A 15,306-nucleotide genomic window follows, 5' to 3' on the forward strand; every position below is an offset into this window, starting at 1 on the left:
GCGGTCCCCTCACGCCGGCGTCGTCCGCCTCACCGCCTCGACGATCACGGAGGCGAGCGAGGAGTCGCCGGCGTGGGCGGCGCGCTGGAGGTCCGCTCCGGTGCCGCGCGCGAGCAGCCGCTCCACACCCGCCTCGGCGCGCTCCCGGTCGCCCGTGTCCTCCAGGGCGGGGCGCACATGGTCGAGCAGGGCGTGCAGCACCTCGCCGGCCGGGGCGGGCCGCCAGCTGCGCGGGTCGAGCAGCTCGCCGCCGAGCCCGTACCGGCTGGCCCGCCACGCGGCCAGCCGCAGCACCACCGTCGACACCGGATCGGGAAGCCGCCCGCCCCGCCACTCGCGGGCCGCGGTCTCCACCAGGGCGCGGCTCAGCACCGCGAGCAGGACGGTGTCCTCCACGTCGAGACAGACGTCGCCGACCCGGATCTCCACCGTCGGATAGCTGAGGGAGAGCCGGGCGTCGAAGTAGACCATGTGACCGTCGAGCGGCACCTCGCTGGCGAGCATCTCGCTGGTGGTCCGCTCGTACGCCGCCACGTCCCCGTACAGCTCGCTCGGACCGGACATCGGCCAGCGCTGCCACAGCTGGTGGCGCCAGCTCGCGTAACCGGTGTCGACGCCCTGGAAGTAGGGGGAGTTGGCGCTGAGCGCGAGGAGCGGGGCGAGCCACGGGCGGATCCGGTCGAGCACCCCCACCCCCTCCTCGGGGGAGGAGAGGTGGACGTGGACGTGGCAGGCGCAGGCGAACTCCTCGTCCACGAGGTGGGCGTACCGGGCGTGGATCCGCCGGTAGCGGTCGTCCGGGGTGAGCAGCGGCGGGCCGAAGTCGACGGGCGCGGTCGCGAGCGCCGCGACCGCCACGCCGGCCTCCGCCGCCGCCGCGGCGGCGGCGCGCCGGGCCCGGCGCAGCTGGTCGGCGAGCTGGGGGGTGGTGGCACAGGGCGCGGTCCCGATCTCCAGCTGCTCGGCGTACAACTCGGGCTTCGCCGGCTCGGGGCCCTCGGTCCGCGGTCCGGCGCCCGCGTGCCAGGCGGCGATCTCGGTGACGGTGCCGGCGAGGGGCTGGGGGTGTCCGGTCTCGGGATCGACCAGGAGGAGCTCCTCCTCCACCCCGAACGTGCGCAGTCCTTCCCCGCGGTGGTAGACCCACCGCTGCTGGTTCCGCATGGAGCGCTCTCCTTCACGGGCGGCTTCACGGGCGGACGGTGGTGCGCTGACGGCCGTTCGAACGAGCTTTCTCCAAGGCTGTCCACGAACGTCCCGGCTTCCACCCGTCCCGCCCCGGATGGCGCGAAATCGCCCCCCGGACGAGGTCCGGGGGGCGAGGCGGGCGGGAGAGGAGGGAGAGGGTTCCCTGGGAGCCGCCGGAGGGGTGAGCGGGGCCACCGCCCCGCCCTCGCTCTCCCGCCCGCGCCTCCGCTCCCGGGGGCGGCCCGTGGGAGCGGAGGAGGCGGAGCGCGCCCGGGAGGTGAAGGGCGTCCGGGGCGCGGAGGGCACCCCGGGCGCTTGGGGACGCCCTGGGTGCGGAGGGCACCCCGGGTGCGGCGGACGCCCAGGGTGCGGAGGGCACCCAGGGCGCGACGGACGCCGAGGGCGCGACCCCGGGCGCGGTGGACGCCCGGGGCGTGGCGGGTGCCTAGGACGCGGAGGAGCGTCGGCGGCCCAGGAGCAGGCTGCCCGCGCCGAAGACGGCGAGCGCGCCCGCGCCGGCCAGGGCGAGCGGCAGCGGCGAGCCGGGGGCCTGGGCGGCCTCGGCGGAGAGCGCCGGCGGCTGCTCGTCGCCGCCGTGGCCCGCGTGGCTCACCGTGGACAGCTCGGCGCCGGCGGCGAGTTCGGCCTCGGTGGGCGCCTCGGCCTTGGCGGCGGTCGCCGCGGCGGCGGTGCCGAAGGTGACGTCCGAGCAGCTGTAGAACGCCTCGGGGCTGTCGTTGCGCTGCCAGACCATGTAGACGATGTGGCGGCCGGTACGGGCGGGGAGGTTGCCGGTGAAGGAGTAGTAGCCGTCGGTGGCGGTGCGGGTGGTGTTGTACACGGCGGCCGGAGTGGCGTCGAGGTCGGACCACTTCAGCGGCTGCGTCGGGTCGAAGCCCGCCTTGGTGATGTACATCGTCATCGTGCCGGAGTGGGCGGCCGTGGCCCGGATCTTGAATCCGAAGGCGCCGGCGGAGACGGCGGTGGCGGGCCAGTCGGTACGCGCCCAGTCCAGCGCCCGGTACTTCTCGCGGTTGGCGGAGCAGAGCTTGCCGTCGGGGATGAGCGCCTGGTGATTGCCGTCGGCGTTGGCGATGTTGACCTCGTTCCAGTCGTAGAGCGGCTGGGTGCCGGAGTCGGCGACGAGGTCCTTGCACACCTGCGAGTCGGGGCTCTCGGGGCCCTCGGCGTAACAGGCGGCGACCCGGCTCACGGGGTTGAAGACGGCTCCGTGGGCGGCGGCGGTGGTGGGGGTGAGGCCGACGAGAGCGGCGGCGGCGGACAGGGCGGCGACGCCGGCGGCGGTACGGCGGGAGGACGGCATGCGGGGGCTCTCTCTCGTGCGTGGGGGAGTACGGAACGAGCAACGCGCGCGGGGCGCCCGGAAGTTGAAACCCGTGCGACCGGGGTAGAGACTCGCATTGGTCCATACCAATGGGCAAGGGGGTGGGCGGAAAAAGGCGCGGGGGGTACGCGGAACTGCGGCCCCTGGAGCGGCGCCGGGTACGCGGAACGGCGGCCCCCGGGGTGCCGCCGCACCCCCGGGACCGCCGTTCTCCGCGCCGGCGTCAGCCGTTCGCGAGTGCCTGGACCCGCGAGAGGTCGCCGTTGAAGTGGTTGTGGTCGCCGACCGTCGGGCCGGACGAGGTGTACTGCCACATCGTGTAGTACGGCCAGCCGGCCGGGAGTTCGCCGACGGCGGCGGCGTACCGCGCGATCCACAGCGGGTTGGTCGCGGCGAAGCCGGAGTAGTTGCCGGTGCACTGCTTCCACCAGCTGGTCGCCGTGTAGATGACGGCGTCGCGGCCGGTGCGCGCCTTGTAGCGGTTCAGGAAGTCGCGGATCCAGGCGACCATGCCGGACTGGGTCTTGCCGTAGCAGGTGGCGCCGTACGGGTTCCACTCGATGTCGAGGACGCCGGGGAGGGTCCTGCCGTCCTTCGACCAGCCGCCGCCGTTGTCGACGAAGTAGTCGGCCTGGGCGGCGCCGGTCGTCGTGTCCGGGGTGGCGAAGTGGTACGTGCCCCGGATCATGCCGACGTTGTACGAGCCGTTGTACTGCTGCGTGAAGTACGTGTTCTTGTAGTACGTGCCTTCCGTCGCCTTGACGTAGGCCCACTTCACGCCGCTGTTCCAGAGGGTGGACCAGGCGACGTTGCCCTGGTGGCTGGAGACGTCGACGCCCTCCGTCTGGACGGCGAGGGTCGAGGCGCCGCCGGCGGGGGCGGTGCCCCTGCCGTCGTGCTTCAGGACGCCCATGCCCATGTGGGCGGTGCCGCGCGCGGGGACGGCGGCGCGGGCGCCCGGGTCGGCGGCGCCGGCCTGACCGGCGAGGGGGAGGACGAGGGCGGTGGCGGCGAGGCCGGCGAGCAGGGTGGTGGGGACGGATCTGCGCACACGCATGGCGTGACTCCCGAAGGGTCGGTGGGGGTGGTGTGGACATGTCAGTCACGTGCTCGTCGGCGACTCTACGCACGTAGACAGGTGGGGTGGAAGAGGACCTGGGTTCCGCCGTTGGTCTACTCCTGCGAAATACTGAAGGAGCTGCGGCGATGCCCGCCGGAGCGGGAAACTTTCAGCCGACGAAACACGCGTGGGAGGTCCGAGGTGCGCGCAGGCGGTCCGGCCGGTGAAGACGGCGCGACGCCCGGTACGAGCCCGGCCGGCACGGCGCGCGGTACGAGCCCGGCCGGCACGGCGCGCGGTACGAGCCCCGCGAGCGCGGCGCCCGGTACGAGCCCCGCCGACGACGGGCCCGGTACGAGCCCCGCGAGCGCGGCGCCCGGTACGAGCCCCGCCGGCGACCGGCCCGGTACGAGCCCCGCCGGCCCCGCCGCAGCCGTCCCAGCCGTCCCAGCCACCCCAGCCGCCCCAGCCACCCCCACCCCCTCCCCCGACCCCGCCCCCGCCGAGCGGGAGTTCCTGGCTCTGGAACGGGAGCTCGCCGTGTTTCTGCGGCGGGCGCGGGCGCAGTCGGGGGAGATGGCGCGGGAGGTGCATCCGGAGCTGGAGCCCGCCGCGTACGGGCTCTTCGTGCGGCTCGACGACGCCGGGCCGCAGCGCGCCACCGAGCTCTCCGCCTACTTCGGCGTCGGCAAGGCCACCATGAGCCGCCAGCTGCGCGCCCTCGAACAGCTCGGCCTGGTCGCCCGCGACCCCGACCCCGCCGACGGTCGCGCCTCGCTGGTCCGGCTCACCGACGAGGGCCGCGCCCGCTTCCGGCGCGTCCGCGACGCCCGGCGCGAGCGGTACGTCCGCAAGCTCGCGGGCTGGGACCGCGCCGAGGTCGCCGAACTCGCCCGCCTGCTCAACCACTTCAACCAGCGCTCCGAGGGCTGAGGGCAAGAGCCGCCCCGGCCCCGGAAGGTCCGGAAGGTCCGGAAGGTTCAGAAGGCCACGTACACGCCCGTCGCGTCGTCGTGGACCTTCCCGCCCCGCCCGTGCCCCACGCCGGCCTCCGCCGCCGCGACGGTCTCCAGTACCCGCACCCGCCGGAGCAGCCCCGCCGGCCCCTCCTTCGCCAGGACGCGGGCGCACTCCGCCCAGTCGCCCGCGCCGAACCGCTCCACCCAGCGGCTCGCCCCGTCCGTGAGCGCCGCCAGCGCCCGCACCTCCGCCGCCGGGGTCGTACCGGTGACCGCCCGCTCCGCCACCGACGGGTCCGCGGCCGCCGTGAAGAAGCCGCCCTCCCGGTTCCGCAGCCGGTCCGTCGCGGCGTGCGAGCGCAGCACCTCGCGCGGGACCCGGTCCAGCCGGTCGTCCCGCACCGCACGGACCGACCCGTCCGGCGCCTCGATCAGCAGCACCGAGTCGGAGAGGACGAGGTGGTCGACCGAGTCCGCGCCCCACCGCGCGAGGACCACCGTCGCCTGAGGCGTACGCACGTGAGAAAGGTCACAGGTGTCCGTGTGAAGCTCCGCGGTGCGCCGGATTGCCCGGGACAGGATCTCGGACAGCGTCAGATCGGGGCGAGAAGTGGACAGTTCGGTCAAAGCGCCGCCGAGTCGCGCGGTGAACCACGGCACCGTGTGCGCACACCCGACGTCCCCCGGGGGTGGTGTGACCCCGTCCAGGAGGACGAGCGTCCCCCCGCCGCCCGAGGCGGGCAGAGCTGCGGCGGCCCAGTCCTCGTTGGGGCGTTCGGGGCTGCCTGGGAGGGTGGCGACTTCGCTGCGCATGATGTCCAGTGTGCCCGGCTCGCGCGGTCTCTTCACAACACCTGCAAAGGGCGGAAAATGGCCTGTACCAACCGGCCGTGAGTCGCCTCGAAGGCGGAATCGGCAGCTCCGGCGAGCTGCGGGCGGGCATCCTGCCAAAGCCCGCTCCGAAGATCCAGCCGGGGCCCCGCGGAGGGCCCGCGCGGCGTCCGCCGGAAGTTGTTCGCCAACTCAGGAGTGTTGTTCACTCGTTCGGGTGGCGGAGCGGCCGATGCCCGTCCCCTGCCGGGGAGCGCTGGAATGGTCGGAAGCCGTACCAGGGGTGGGGGCGGAACCTCGTGACCGGCCGTCACCTCTGCTGTGTGGGCGGACGAGTCAAGAATGCGAGCACCGGTGCAGAAGAAGCGGCCTCGGAGCATGAACGGCGCGCGGAGTCAGACCCCCGGTGAGCCGACGGCCCCCGGTACCCCGCCGACGACGGGAAGCACCCCCGCCACGGGCACGGCCACCAACCCCGGCACCGGCAAGGGCACCTCGACCGGCCCCGGCACCCCCACCGGCCCCGGCACCCCCGCCAACCCCGGCCCCGGCACCCCCGCCACCCCCACCACGGGCACCACCCCCACCACAGGCACCCCCGCCCCCACGGCCGTTACCCCCACCCCGGGCACCACCCCCACCGCCGTCACCCCCACCGGCCGCAAGAAGCGCGTCCGGACCCGCCTCGTCGCCGGAGTCGCCCTCGTCGGCGTCATCGTCCTCGGCGCCGGCGCCCCCGCCGTCCTCACCGCCTCCACCGAACTGAACGAGTCCCGGCGCCTGGTCACCCTCGCCGAACTCGACCGGCAGGCGGTCACCCTCGCGCACTCCCTCGCCGACGAGCGCGACGAGGTCGTCGCCTTCGTCGCCGCCGGCCGCGACGAGCAGACCGGCCCCAAGAAGGACCGCCGGGCCGTCACCCCCGCCAAGTCGGCCCGCGTCGACCGCCAGATCGACGAGATCCGCGCCGCCGCCCCCGACGCGCTCCGCCGCGAGCTCGCCGGCGTCGCCTCGGTCCGCCGCGCCGCCGTCACCGGCGAGGGCACGGCGCTGGAGGCCCACAAGGCGTACACCGACGTCATCGCCAAGCTCCAGGACCTCGCCGACGAGCTCGCCGAGCGGACCCCGCCGCGCGCCGCCGACCCCGCCGTCACCGGCACCGGCCGCGCCCCCGCGGACCTCGGCCGCGCCGTCGAGCAGGCGTCCGCCGCCCGCGGCCTGCTCCTCGCCGCGCTCGCCGTCCCGCAGCCCGAGCCCAGCGGCGAGCTCCGCTACGACGCCGCCACCGGCACCTACGTCGCCGAGGAGCCCGAGGGCAAGGAGGAGGCCGAGCGCGCCCGCGACCAGCTGAGCGCCGCCGCCCAGCAGGCCCGCGTCCGCGAACTCGCCGCGCTCGGCGACTTCGACCGGTCCGCCGGCCCCGCCGCCCGCGACTCCCTCGCAGGCACCGTCGCCGGACCCCAGGTCAAGACCGCGGAACAGGCCCTCGGCCGGCTCACCGACCAGCCCACCCTCTCCGAGGCCGAGACCCGCACCTCACCGTCCGGCCTCGATGCCGCGCTCTCCGCCCGCATCGAGCAGATGCGCGGCGTCGAGTCCGCCCTCGCCGCCAAGCGGGTCGAACGGCTCACCGCCCTGCGCGACGACGACGTCACCGCCCTCGAACTGCGCCTCGCCTTCCTCGGCGGCTGCCTGCTGCTCGCCGTCGGCGTCTCCACCTACGTGGCCCGCAGCCTCACCCGCCCGCTCGCCGTGCTCCGCCTCGGCGCCGCCCGGCTCGCCGCCGCGCCCGACCCGGCCACCGAGGAAGGCGTCCGCTTCACCGGCCGCAACGACGAGTTCGCCCAGGTCGTCCGCTCCCTCAACACCCTCCACGGTCAGCTCGCCGCCCTCACCGCCCACACCGGCCGGCTCACCGGCGAGCGCGCCGGCCTGGTCGCCGCCCGCGAGTCCGCCGAGGCCGACCTGGCCGCCCAGCGCGCCGAGCTCCAGGGCCGGATCGCCGTGCTCACCGCCGACCTCGAACGGCTCCGGAGCACCGTCCACCACACCTTCGTCAACCTCTCGCTGCGCAGCCTCGGCCTCGTCGACCGCCAGCTCGCCGTCATCGAGAAGCTGGAGGAGCGCGAGCAGGACCCGGACCGCCTCGCCACCCTCTTCAAGCTCGACCACATGGCGACCGTCATGCGCCGCCACAGCGAGAACCTGCTGGTCCTCGCCGGACACGAGCACGTCCACGGCCACGCGGGCCCGGTGCCGCTCGTCGACGTGCTGCGCGCCGCCGTCAGCGAGATCGAGCGGTACGAGCGGGTCACCATCCAGTCGCTGCCGCCGCACGCCCAGCTCGCCGGCTTCGCCGCCGACGACCTGAGCCACCTGGTCGCCGAACTCCTGGAGAACGCCACCTCGTTCTCCCCGCCGGACGCCGAGGTCCAGCTCTCCGGCTGGCTCCTGGAGACCGGCGAGGTCATGCTCTCCGTGCAGGACTCCGGGATAGGGATCCCCGAGCACCGGCGCGCCGACCTCAACGCACGCCTCGCCGCCGCCGACCCGAACGCCTTCGAGGGCGAGGGGCTCGGCATGCGGGTCGTCGCCCTGCTGGCCGCCCGCCACGGCGTCGGCGTCGAGCTGCGCGAGCAGAAGCCGGGCGGCACGGCCGCCGTCGTGGTGCTGCCGCTGCCGCTGCTGCCGACCGCGCCGCCGGCCGCCGTCCCCGAGCCGGTACGGATCGCGGGCACAGGCCCCGTACCCGTCCTCCACCTCCCCGGCTCGGAGGCCGAGGCCAACTCCAACGCCCTGCCGTCCCGCAGCCGCGACCCGCTCGTGGAAGCCGCGGAGCGCGCCTTCCAGGCGCAGCCGGCGGAGCCGGCGACCGCGGCCGAGCCCGCGCCCGCCGCGGCGGAGGACGCCTTCGCGGGTTCGTACGGCTCCGAGCCAACCGCGGCGGAGGACGTCTTCGCGGAGTCGTACGGCTCCGAGTCCGCCGCTCCCGTCGAGCAGGCACCGCCCTTCGTCCCGCCGGTCGCGGGGCCGGGCGCGCCGGGCCGGCCGGCCGATCCGCAGGCCGGGGCCGCCGTCACCGAGCCGTACCAGGAGTCCGTCTCCGAGACCACGCTCCAGGTCCGGCTCCCCGACCCGCCGCCCGAGCCGGACAGCCACGAGCGGGCCGCCGAGCCCCCGGCGGCGACCGGGCCCGCACCGGTCGTGCCCGAGCAGGGCGGGCCCGCCGACGAGGCCCAGGTCCCCGGACCGCGCCCCGCGCAGTGGGAGCGCGTGACCGACAAGGGCCTGCCCAAGCGGACCCCCCAGGTGGTCCGCGCCCCCGCCGAGCCCACCGCCCCCCGCCGGGGCGCGGTCGACGCCGAGGCACTCCGCCGCAGGCTCGGCGGCTTCCACCAGGGCGCCGTGGCCGGGCGCCGGGACGTCGAGGCGGAGATAGCCGCAGGAAGCACCGCGCGTACAGAGGAGATGACGGGGGACACAGTCGAGGAGGCACGCAGTTGACCGCCACGGGAACGAGCACGACGAGCACCACCGGCACGTACGGACTGAGCACGGAGGCCCGCAACCTGCAATGGCTGCTGGGCAACCTCGTGGAGGAGGTGCCGGGCGTCCGCTCGGTCGCCGTCGTCTCCTCCGACGGGCTCCTGCTGCTCTCCTCCGACCCCGACGAGCGGCCCGGACCGGCCGCCGACGGGTCCGCCCGCCCCCGGGGCCCGCGCGGCTCCAGCGCCGACCTCGCCACCATCGTCTCCGGCATCGGCAGCCTCACCGTCGGCGCCGCGCGACTCATGGACGGCGGCGGAGTGAAGCAGACCATGGTCGCCATGGAGGAGGGCAGCGTCTTCGTCATGTCGATCAGCGACGGCTCGCTGCTCGGCGTGCACGCCGAACCCGACTGCGACATGAGCGTCGTCGCCTACCACATGGCGCTCTTCGTGGGCCGCGCGGGACACGTCCTCACCCCCGAGGTCCGCAGCGAACTGCGCAAGTCGATGGAGAGCTACCGGTGACCTCGCTGACCGCCATCGGCCACCGGCTGCCCGTGCGCGGCGAGGGACGGCGCCCCGCGCGTGTGCGCCCGTACTCGCTGACCGGCGGCCGCACCCGGTTCGGGCACGTGCTGCTCGTCGAGACGTTCGTGGCCGCCCTGGAGGCGCCGATCGCCCGCAAGGTCCTCACGGACGGCGGCCCCGGCGCCCGCGGGCTGATGCCCGAGATGCGCGCCATAGTCGAGATCTGCCGCCGGATGCGGACCGTGGCGGAGATCTCGGCGCTCCTCAAGATGCCGTTGGGTGTCGTCCGGGTGCTCCTGAGCGACCTGGCCGACCAGGGAAAGATCCGTGTGTACGGGACCGGTCACGGCACCGGCCAGCCCGACCGCGCGCTCCTCGAAAGGGTGCTGAGTGGACTCCGTCGTCTCTGACGCCACCGCTGTCGACACCGCCGGCGACACCCCCGCCGCCGCTCCGGCGGAGACCGTCCCCACCGCCGCCATCCCCGCCCAGCCCGGGCCCGTCGGGGAACCCGATCCCGAGGACGGCGCCCAGGACTGGCAGCTCGACCACTCCCGCGCCCCGATCGCCACGAAGATCGTGGTCGCGGGCGGCTTCGGCGTCGGCAAGACCACCTTCGTCCGCGCGGTCTCGGAGATCACCCCGCTCCAGACCGAGGCGCTGATGACCCGGGCGAGCGAGGAGACCGACGACCTCACCGCCACCCCGGACAAGCTCACCACCACCGTGGCGATGGACTTCGGCCGGATCACCCTCGACAACGACCTGGTCCTGTACGTCTTCGGCACCCCGGGCCAGCAGCGTTTCTGGTTCATGTGGGACGACCTCGTGCGCGGCGCGATCGGCGCGATCGTCCTCGCCGACACCCGCCGCCTCACCGACTGCTTCCCGGCGCTCGACTACTTCGAGAGCTGCGGCCTGCCGTACGTCGTCGCCGTCAACCACTTCGAGGGCACCGAGCGCTTCGAGCCGGAGGACGTCAGGGAGGCCCTGACCATCGCTCCCGACGTCCCCGTGGTGATCATGGACGCGCGGAAACGCTACAGCGTCGTCGAGACGCTGCTCGCGATGGTCGAGCACGCGCTCTCCGCCACCCCCGAATAGCTCGCCCGTACAGAACGTTTCGCCAGGAGCCCCGCCCATGCGGAAGATACTCATAGTCGGCGCCGGCCAGTCCGGTCTCCAGCTCGCCCTCGGCCTCCAGTCCCAGGGGTACGAGGTCACCCTGATGTCGAACCGGACGGCGGACGAGATCCGCTCCGGCCGCGTCATGTCCACCCAGTGCATGTTCCACACCGCGCTCCAGCACGAGCGCGACCTCGGCCTGAACTTCTGGGAGTCCCAGGCCCCGAGGATCGAGGGCCTCGGCGTCTCCGTCGCCGGACCCGAGTCGGCCCGCCTCATCGACTGGGTCGGCAAGCTCGGCGGGTACGCCCAGTCCGTCGACCAGCGCGTGAAGATGGCCGGCTGGATGGAGACCTTCGCCCAGCGCGGCGGACAGCTCGTCATCCACGGCGCCGCCGTCGGCGACCTCGACTTCTTCGCCCGCCGCTACGACCTCGTGCTCGTCGCCGCCGGCAAGGGCGAGCTGGTCTCCATGTTCGGCCGGGACGCCGACCGCTCCCCGTACGCCGAGCCGCAGCGCGCGCTGGCCGTCGCGTACGTCCACGGCCTCGGCCCGCGCCCCGAGCACCCCGACTTCGACGCGGTCCGCTGCAACATCGTGCCCGGCGTCGGCGAGCTCTTCGTGATGCCGACCCTCACCACCTGCGGTCGTGCCGACATCCTCTTCTGGGAGGGCGTCCCCGGCGGCCCCGTCGACGCCTTCCAGGGCGTCAAGGACCCCTCCGAACACCTGGCGCTGACGCTGGAGCTGATGGAGAAGTTCCTGCCGTGGGAGTACGCGCGCGCCACCCGGGTCGAGCTGACCGACGCCGGCGGCACGCTCGCCGGCCGGTACGCGCCGACCGTCCGCAACCCGGTCGGCCGGCTCCCCGGAGGCGGCCTGGTCCTCGGCGTCGCCGACGTGGTCGTCGCCAACGACCCGATCACCGGACAGGGCTCCAACTCCGCGTCCAAGTGCGCCGCCGCCTACCTCGCCGCCATCGTCGAGCACGGCGACAAGCCCTTCGACGAGGAGTGGATGCGGTCCGCCTTCGACCGCTACTGGAAGGTCGCCGAGCCGGTCACCAAGTGGACCAACGCCATGCTGGCGCCGCCGCCGGAGCACGTCCTGAACCTGCTCGGCGCCGCCGGACAGCTCCAGCCGGTCGCCGACCGCTTCGCCAACGGCTTCGACGACCCGGCCGACTTCGAGGAGTTCTTCTTCGACCCGGAGAAGTCCGCCGCCTATCTGGCCTCGGTCGCCGGAGCCTGACCGCCGCCGGTCCCCGGCACGTCGTACCCCTCGTCCGAGCCCTCCCGGGCGCCCTCCGGGAGGACCGGCGGGGTGTACGACTCCAGGGCCGTGCCGCCGGGATCCGGCCGTACGGCCCCGAGCAGCGGGTTCGCCGCGAGCGGGGAGACCTTCACCCGGCCGCCCGGGCGCGGGGCGTGCAGGACCAGGCCCTCGCCGAGGTAGAGGGCCACGTGCGTGGCGCCCGGGAAGTACACCACCAGGTCCCCGGGGCGCAGTTCGCCCAGCGCCACCCGGGGCAGCTCCGCCCACTGCTCCTGGCTGGTGCGCGGGAGTGCGCGGCCGGCCGCCGCCCACGCCCGCTGGGTGAGGCCCGAGCAGTCGTAGGCGTCCGGGCCCTCCGCGCCCCACTCGTACGGCTTCCCGAGCTCGCCGACCGCGAAGCGCAGCGCCTCCGCGCCCGCCCCCGACGGGGTGAGGGCGTGGTCGAGGACGCCGGAGCCGAGGAGTTCGCGCTGGGCGCCGGCGGTCTCGGTCCGCTCCCGTTCGGTCAGGCGGGCCAGCTGCTCGGGGGAGAGCGAGGCGAGCAGCTTCTCGACCTCGGCGAGCTTCCCGCGCACCTCGTCCCGCCGGGTCCGCTTCCGGTCGGCGAGCGTCCTGTGCCGGTCGAGCGCGGTGCGGGAGGAGGCGGCCAGTGCCGCGGCGCGGCGTTCGGCGGCCCGGAGCCGGGGCACGGCGGAGGCCCGGTCGCGGGCCGTGCGGTCCATCAGGTGCCCCGCGTCGAGCGCCGTACGGGGGTCGGCGGCGAAGAGCAGCCGCAGCGGTGAGGCGTACCCGGTCCTGCCCTGGTACTGCTCCCGGGCGAGCCGCCCGGCCTCGGCCCGACCGCGCGCCAGCTCCTCCCGGGCGGTCTTCAGGTCGCCGGCGACCCGCCGGGTGGCGGCGCCCTGGAGCCGGAGCGCCTCCTCGGCCGCGTTGAACCTCTCCGTGGCCTCCTCCGCCTCCCGGTACAGGGTGCGGAGCCGGGTGAGCAGCGTCGCCACGGAGTCCCCGCCGGCGGGGGCGAGCGCGGCGGCGTCGTCCTCGGCGGCCGTGCCGGCATCCTCGGGTCCCGCGTCCTCCGTCGCGGGTACCTCCGCCGCGTCCGGGTCCACCGGCCCCACCGGTTCCGCCGCGGGGTCCGCCCAGGCGACGGCGGCGGATCCGGCGGGAGGGTCGGCGGGGGGTTCCGGCGGGGGCGCGGCCGCCGTGCCGCCCAGGGCCGTCAGCGCGGCCAGCGCTCCCGTACAGACCGTGCGCAGCAGCCTTCGCGACACGTCACCACCACCTCCAGAGCGGGCTCCGGAGGCATCATGGCGCGTCGATTCATCCGATTACCGTACGAAGCGGGGCGCGTCCGTCCCGGCTCACCCGTTCGGCTCCCCGTCGGGGCGGGCGGCCGGCTTGGACCACGGCCACTTCAGCTCGCGCCGCTCGCGGCCCTCGGGGGCGTACGCGTAGATCCAGCCGCGCTGGAGGCCGAGCCGTCTGGTGTGGCCGGCGGGCTCGCGCCGGTACGTGTACAGCATGGGCGGCCGGCCGTCGTGGGCCGGCACCGGCACCTCGTACCACTTCGGCGGGTGGCCGGTGGGGCCCAGCAGGATGGGCAGCACGCGCCCGTCGAGCGGGCCGCCGCGGAAGGGGGTGTTCTCGCTTCTCACCCCACCAGTCTCCCCCGGCCGCACCCGGCGCGGGAGGTCAGAGCAGGTGCGCCGCCTGGCCGACGAGCGGCACCAGACGCCGTGCGAGCCCGGCGACCGGTCCTTCGGCGGTCTCCTGGGCGAGCAGCCGCCGCACCACCTCCGCGGTCTCCGGGTCGCTGGCGGAGCTCGCCGCGAGCAGGGCGACGAGATGGTCGACCAGCCAGTCGCGCAGCTCGCCGGCGGCCGGGTGCTTGCCCTCGTCGAGCCAGATGAGGGAGGCCGCCTCGACGGCCGCGATCCAGGTGCGGACCAGCATGCCGAGCCGCCCGCCCGGCCGTTCCACCCCCAGGTGCGTGAAGATCTGCTCGGCGGCGGCCCGCCGCACCTCGTCCACGATCGCCGCGGTGTGCGAGGTCTCCACGACGCTCCCGCCGCGCAGCAGCGCGCTGAACCCGGCGTCGTGGCCGTCCACGAAGGCCAGGTAGCGGTCCAGGACCCGGCCGAGGCGCTCGGTGGGCGGGCCCTGGGCCGGCTCGGCGAAGCAGCGGTTCAGGGCGTCGGCAGAGGAGCGCAGGGCGGCCTCGTACAGCTGCTGCTTGCCGCCGGGGAAGTAGCGGTAGACCAGCGGCCGGGAGACCCCGGCGGCCTCGGCGACGTCGTCGAGCGACACGTCCTCGGGGGCCCGGTGCGCGAAGAGCCCGAGGGCCGCCTCCAGGAGCTGGCCGCGCCGCTCCTCGACGCTGAGCCGGCGGTACGCGGGGGAGGCGGCGCTCGTCATGACCGCAGCGTAACCCCGGTACCTCCGGCTCCGGGCCCGGTCCGGCGGCTCGCCGCCCGCCCTCAGGCCAGCAGGCCCGAGGAGCGCCACAGACGGCGCCCCGGGCCCCGGAGCACGCCGATGTCGTCGAGGAAGTCCGTCAGCCGCTTGGCGCCGGCCTGCATGACCTCCCGCCGGTGGCCGCTCGCCCGCACCTCGGCGACCGCCTGCCGCCGGTCCAGGCCGACGGCGTCGTACACGGCGGGGTTGACGAAGCAGGTGGAGAAGACGCGGGCGGCCTCGCCGCAGCTGAGCCGGGTGAACTCCCGCTCCCAGCGCGGCGCCGTCACCATCTGGCGGCGCAGCTCCTCGCGGGCGTACCGGACGTGCCGGGCCTCCTCCACGACGTGGATCCGGGTCACCCCGCGCACCAGGGTCTGGACCCGCTCGTCCGGGAAGGTCAGCCGCTGCATCCAGTCCAGGATCTCCTCGCCGAGGAGGGTGGCGGCGAAGGAGCCCGGGGTGGTGGAGACGGTCTTCAGGAAGCGGGCGAGGTTGTGGTAGACCCGCGGCACCGGGTACGCGCCGGTGCCGCCCTTGCGGATCAGCCGGGCGAACATCATGGAGTGCCGGCACTCGTCGGCGATCTCGGTGAGCGCGTAGCGCACATGATGGCTGGTCAGCGACTTGTCGTAGATGTGCCGGACGAGCAGCTGCATCAGGATGATCTCGAACCAGACGCCCAGCGAGGCGAGCGAGGCGGCCTCGTGGCGGGAGAGGTCGATCCGCTGCTCCTCGGACATCCGGCGCCACAGCGGGGTGCCGTAGAGCGAGACCAGCTCCGGCGGCCAGTACCACCGCCCGTCCTCGAAGGGCGCGTCCCAGTCGAGTTCGGCGTCGGGGTCGTGGGAGTGCTTGCGGGAGGACTCCAGGAGCCGTTCGGCGAGCCGTTCGCGGTCGCGGAGCGGTCCCAGCGCGTCCCGCAGCAGGGTGAAGTCGGGCTCGGTGAAGGGGCTCATGGCGGGGAACCTCGCTGGCGTGGCACGTGGGTTACCGTCGGTCACTCGCTATCAGACTGCCCGTCAGCAAGCTCGTCAATCCCCCCTGCGCGA

14 protein-coding genes are annotated in these 15,306 nt (G+C 74.9%); 6 read left to right on the forward strand and 8 right to left on the reverse strand.

Annotation, left to right across the window (positions count from 1 at the left end; all coding sequences use genetic code 11):
• Positions 1-9: 9 nt before the first annotated feature.
• The 3 genes from ACIGHB_RS17045 to ACIGHB_RS17055 all read right to left on the reverse strand — a co-directional run bounded on the left by ACIGHB_RS17045 (position 10) and on the right by ACIGHB_RS17055 (position 3,590).
• Positions 10-1,164 (reverse strand): glutamate--cysteine ligase, encoded by a 1,155-nt coding sequence (locus ACIGHB_RS17045; RefSeq protein ID WP_360320950.1) that lies wholly within the window; start codon positions 1,162-1,164, stop codon positions 10-12.
• 469 nt (positions 1,165-1,633) lie between these two features.
• On the reverse strand, positions 1,634-2,512 hold the full coding sequence (locus tag ACIGHB_RS17050; RefSeq protein WP_399913839.1) for a lytic polysaccharide monooxygenase: 879 nt from the start codon (positions 2,510-2,512) through the stop codon (positions 1,634-1,636).
• Positions 2,513-2,756: 244 nt separating this feature from the next.
• Entirely contained in the window at positions 2,757-3,590 is an 834-nt protein-coding gene (locus tag ACIGHB_RS17055; protein WP_399913842.1) for a lysozyme, read from the reverse strand.
• A 519-nt stretch (positions 3,591-4,109) separates the two neighbouring features.
• Here ACIGHB_RS17055 and ACIGHB_RS17060 point away from each other — a divergent pair.
• Positions 4,110-4,526 carry a MarR family transcriptional regulator gene (locus ACIGHB_RS17060; RefSeq protein ID WP_360321223.1) on the forward strand — a complete coding sequence of 139 codons (417 nt, stop codon included), beginning with the start codon at positions 4,110-4,112 and terminating at the stop codon, positions 4,524-4,526.
• Positions 4,527-4,573: 47 nt separating this feature from the next.
• Here ACIGHB_RS17060 and ACIGHB_RS17065 read toward each other — a convergent pair whose 3' ends face one another.
• The gene (locus ACIGHB_RS17065; RefSeq protein ID WP_399913845.1) at positions 4,574-5,365 is read right to left on the reverse strand and encodes a hypothetical protein; all 792 of its coding nucleotides are present in this window, start codon (positions 5,363-5,365) and stop codon (positions 4,574-4,576) included.
• A 396-nt stretch (positions 5,366-5,761) separates the two neighbouring features.
• On the opposite strand from ACIGHB_RS17065, the gene ACIGHB_RS17070 reads away from it, so the two are divergent.
• The 5 genes from ACIGHB_RS17070 to ACIGHB_RS17090 are packed head-to-tail and all read left to right on the forward strand — an operon-like array spanning position 5,762 to position 11,776.
• Positions 5,762-8,887 (forward strand): nitrate- and nitrite sensing domain-containing protein, encoded by a 3,126-nt coding sequence (locus tag ACIGHB_RS17070; RefSeq protein ID WP_399913848.1) that lies wholly within the window; start codon positions 5,762-5,764, stop codon positions 8,885-8,887.
• Positions 8,884-9,396, forward strand: coding sequence for a roadblock/LC7 domain-containing protein (locus ACIGHB_RS17075; RefSeq protein ID WP_360321205.1), 513 nt, complete (start codon positions 8,884-8,886; stop codon positions 9,394-9,396). Before ACIGHB_RS17070 ends, ACIGHB_RS17075 begins: the two co-directional genes overlap by 4 nt.
• Positions 9,393-9,809: a DUF742 domain-containing protein gene (locus ACIGHB_RS17080; protein WP_360321202.1), complete on the forward strand. Its 417-nt coding sequence runs from the start codon at positions 9,393-9,395 to the stop codon at positions 9,807-9,809. Before ACIGHB_RS17075 ends, ACIGHB_RS17080 begins: the two co-directional genes overlap by 4 nt.
• Positions 9,790-10,503: a GTP-binding protein gene (locus ACIGHB_RS17085; protein ID WP_399913851.1), complete on the forward strand. Its 714-nt coding sequence runs from the start codon at positions 9,790-9,792 to the stop codon at positions 10,501-10,503. Before ACIGHB_RS17080 ends, ACIGHB_RS17085 begins: the two co-directional genes overlap by 20 nt.
• Positions 10,504-10,540: 37 nt before the next feature.
• On the forward strand, positions 10,541-11,776 hold the full coding sequence (locus ACIGHB_RS17090; RefSeq protein ID WP_399913854.1) for a styrene monooxygenase/indole monooxygenase family protein: 1,236 nt from the start codon (positions 10,541-10,543) through the stop codon (positions 11,774-11,776).
• Here ACIGHB_RS17090 and ACIGHB_RS17095 read toward each other — a convergent pair.
• The 4 genes from ACIGHB_RS17095 to ACIGHB_RS17110 all read right to left on the reverse strand — a co-directional run bounded on the left by ACIGHB_RS17095 (position 11,749) and on the right by ACIGHB_RS17110 (position 15,213).
• Positions 11,749-13,071, reverse strand: coding sequence for a C40 family peptidase (locus ACIGHB_RS17095; RefSeq protein ID WP_399913857.1), 1,323 nt, complete (start codon positions 13,069-13,071; stop codon positions 11,749-11,751). The genes ACIGHB_RS17090 and ACIGHB_RS17095 overlap by 28 nt on opposite strands.
• A gap of 90 nt (positions 13,072-13,161) precedes the next feature.
• On the reverse strand, positions 13,162-13,455 hold the full coding sequence (locus ACIGHB_RS17100; RefSeq protein WP_399913859.1) for a hypothetical protein: 294 nt from the start codon (positions 13,453-13,455) through the stop codon (positions 13,162-13,164).
• Between the two features lie 37 nt (positions 13,456-13,492).
• Complete coding sequence (locus ACIGHB_RS17105) at positions 13,493-14,215, reverse strand: TetR/AcrR family transcriptional regulator (protein ID WP_360321190.1); 723 nt, start codon at positions 14,213-14,215, stop codon at positions 13,493-13,495.
• A gap of 62 nt (positions 14,216-14,277) precedes the next feature.
• Entirely contained in the window at positions 14,278-15,213 is a 936-nt protein-coding gene (locus tag ACIGHB_RS17110; RefSeq protein WP_399913862.1) for a diiron oxygenase, read from the reverse strand.
• Positions 15,214-15,306 lie beyond the last annotated feature (93 nt).

The organism is Streptomyces sp. NPDC085460 (assembly GCF_044541975.1).
GTDB lineage: Bacteria > Actinomycetota > Actinomycetes > Streptomycetales > Streptomycetaceae > Streptomyces.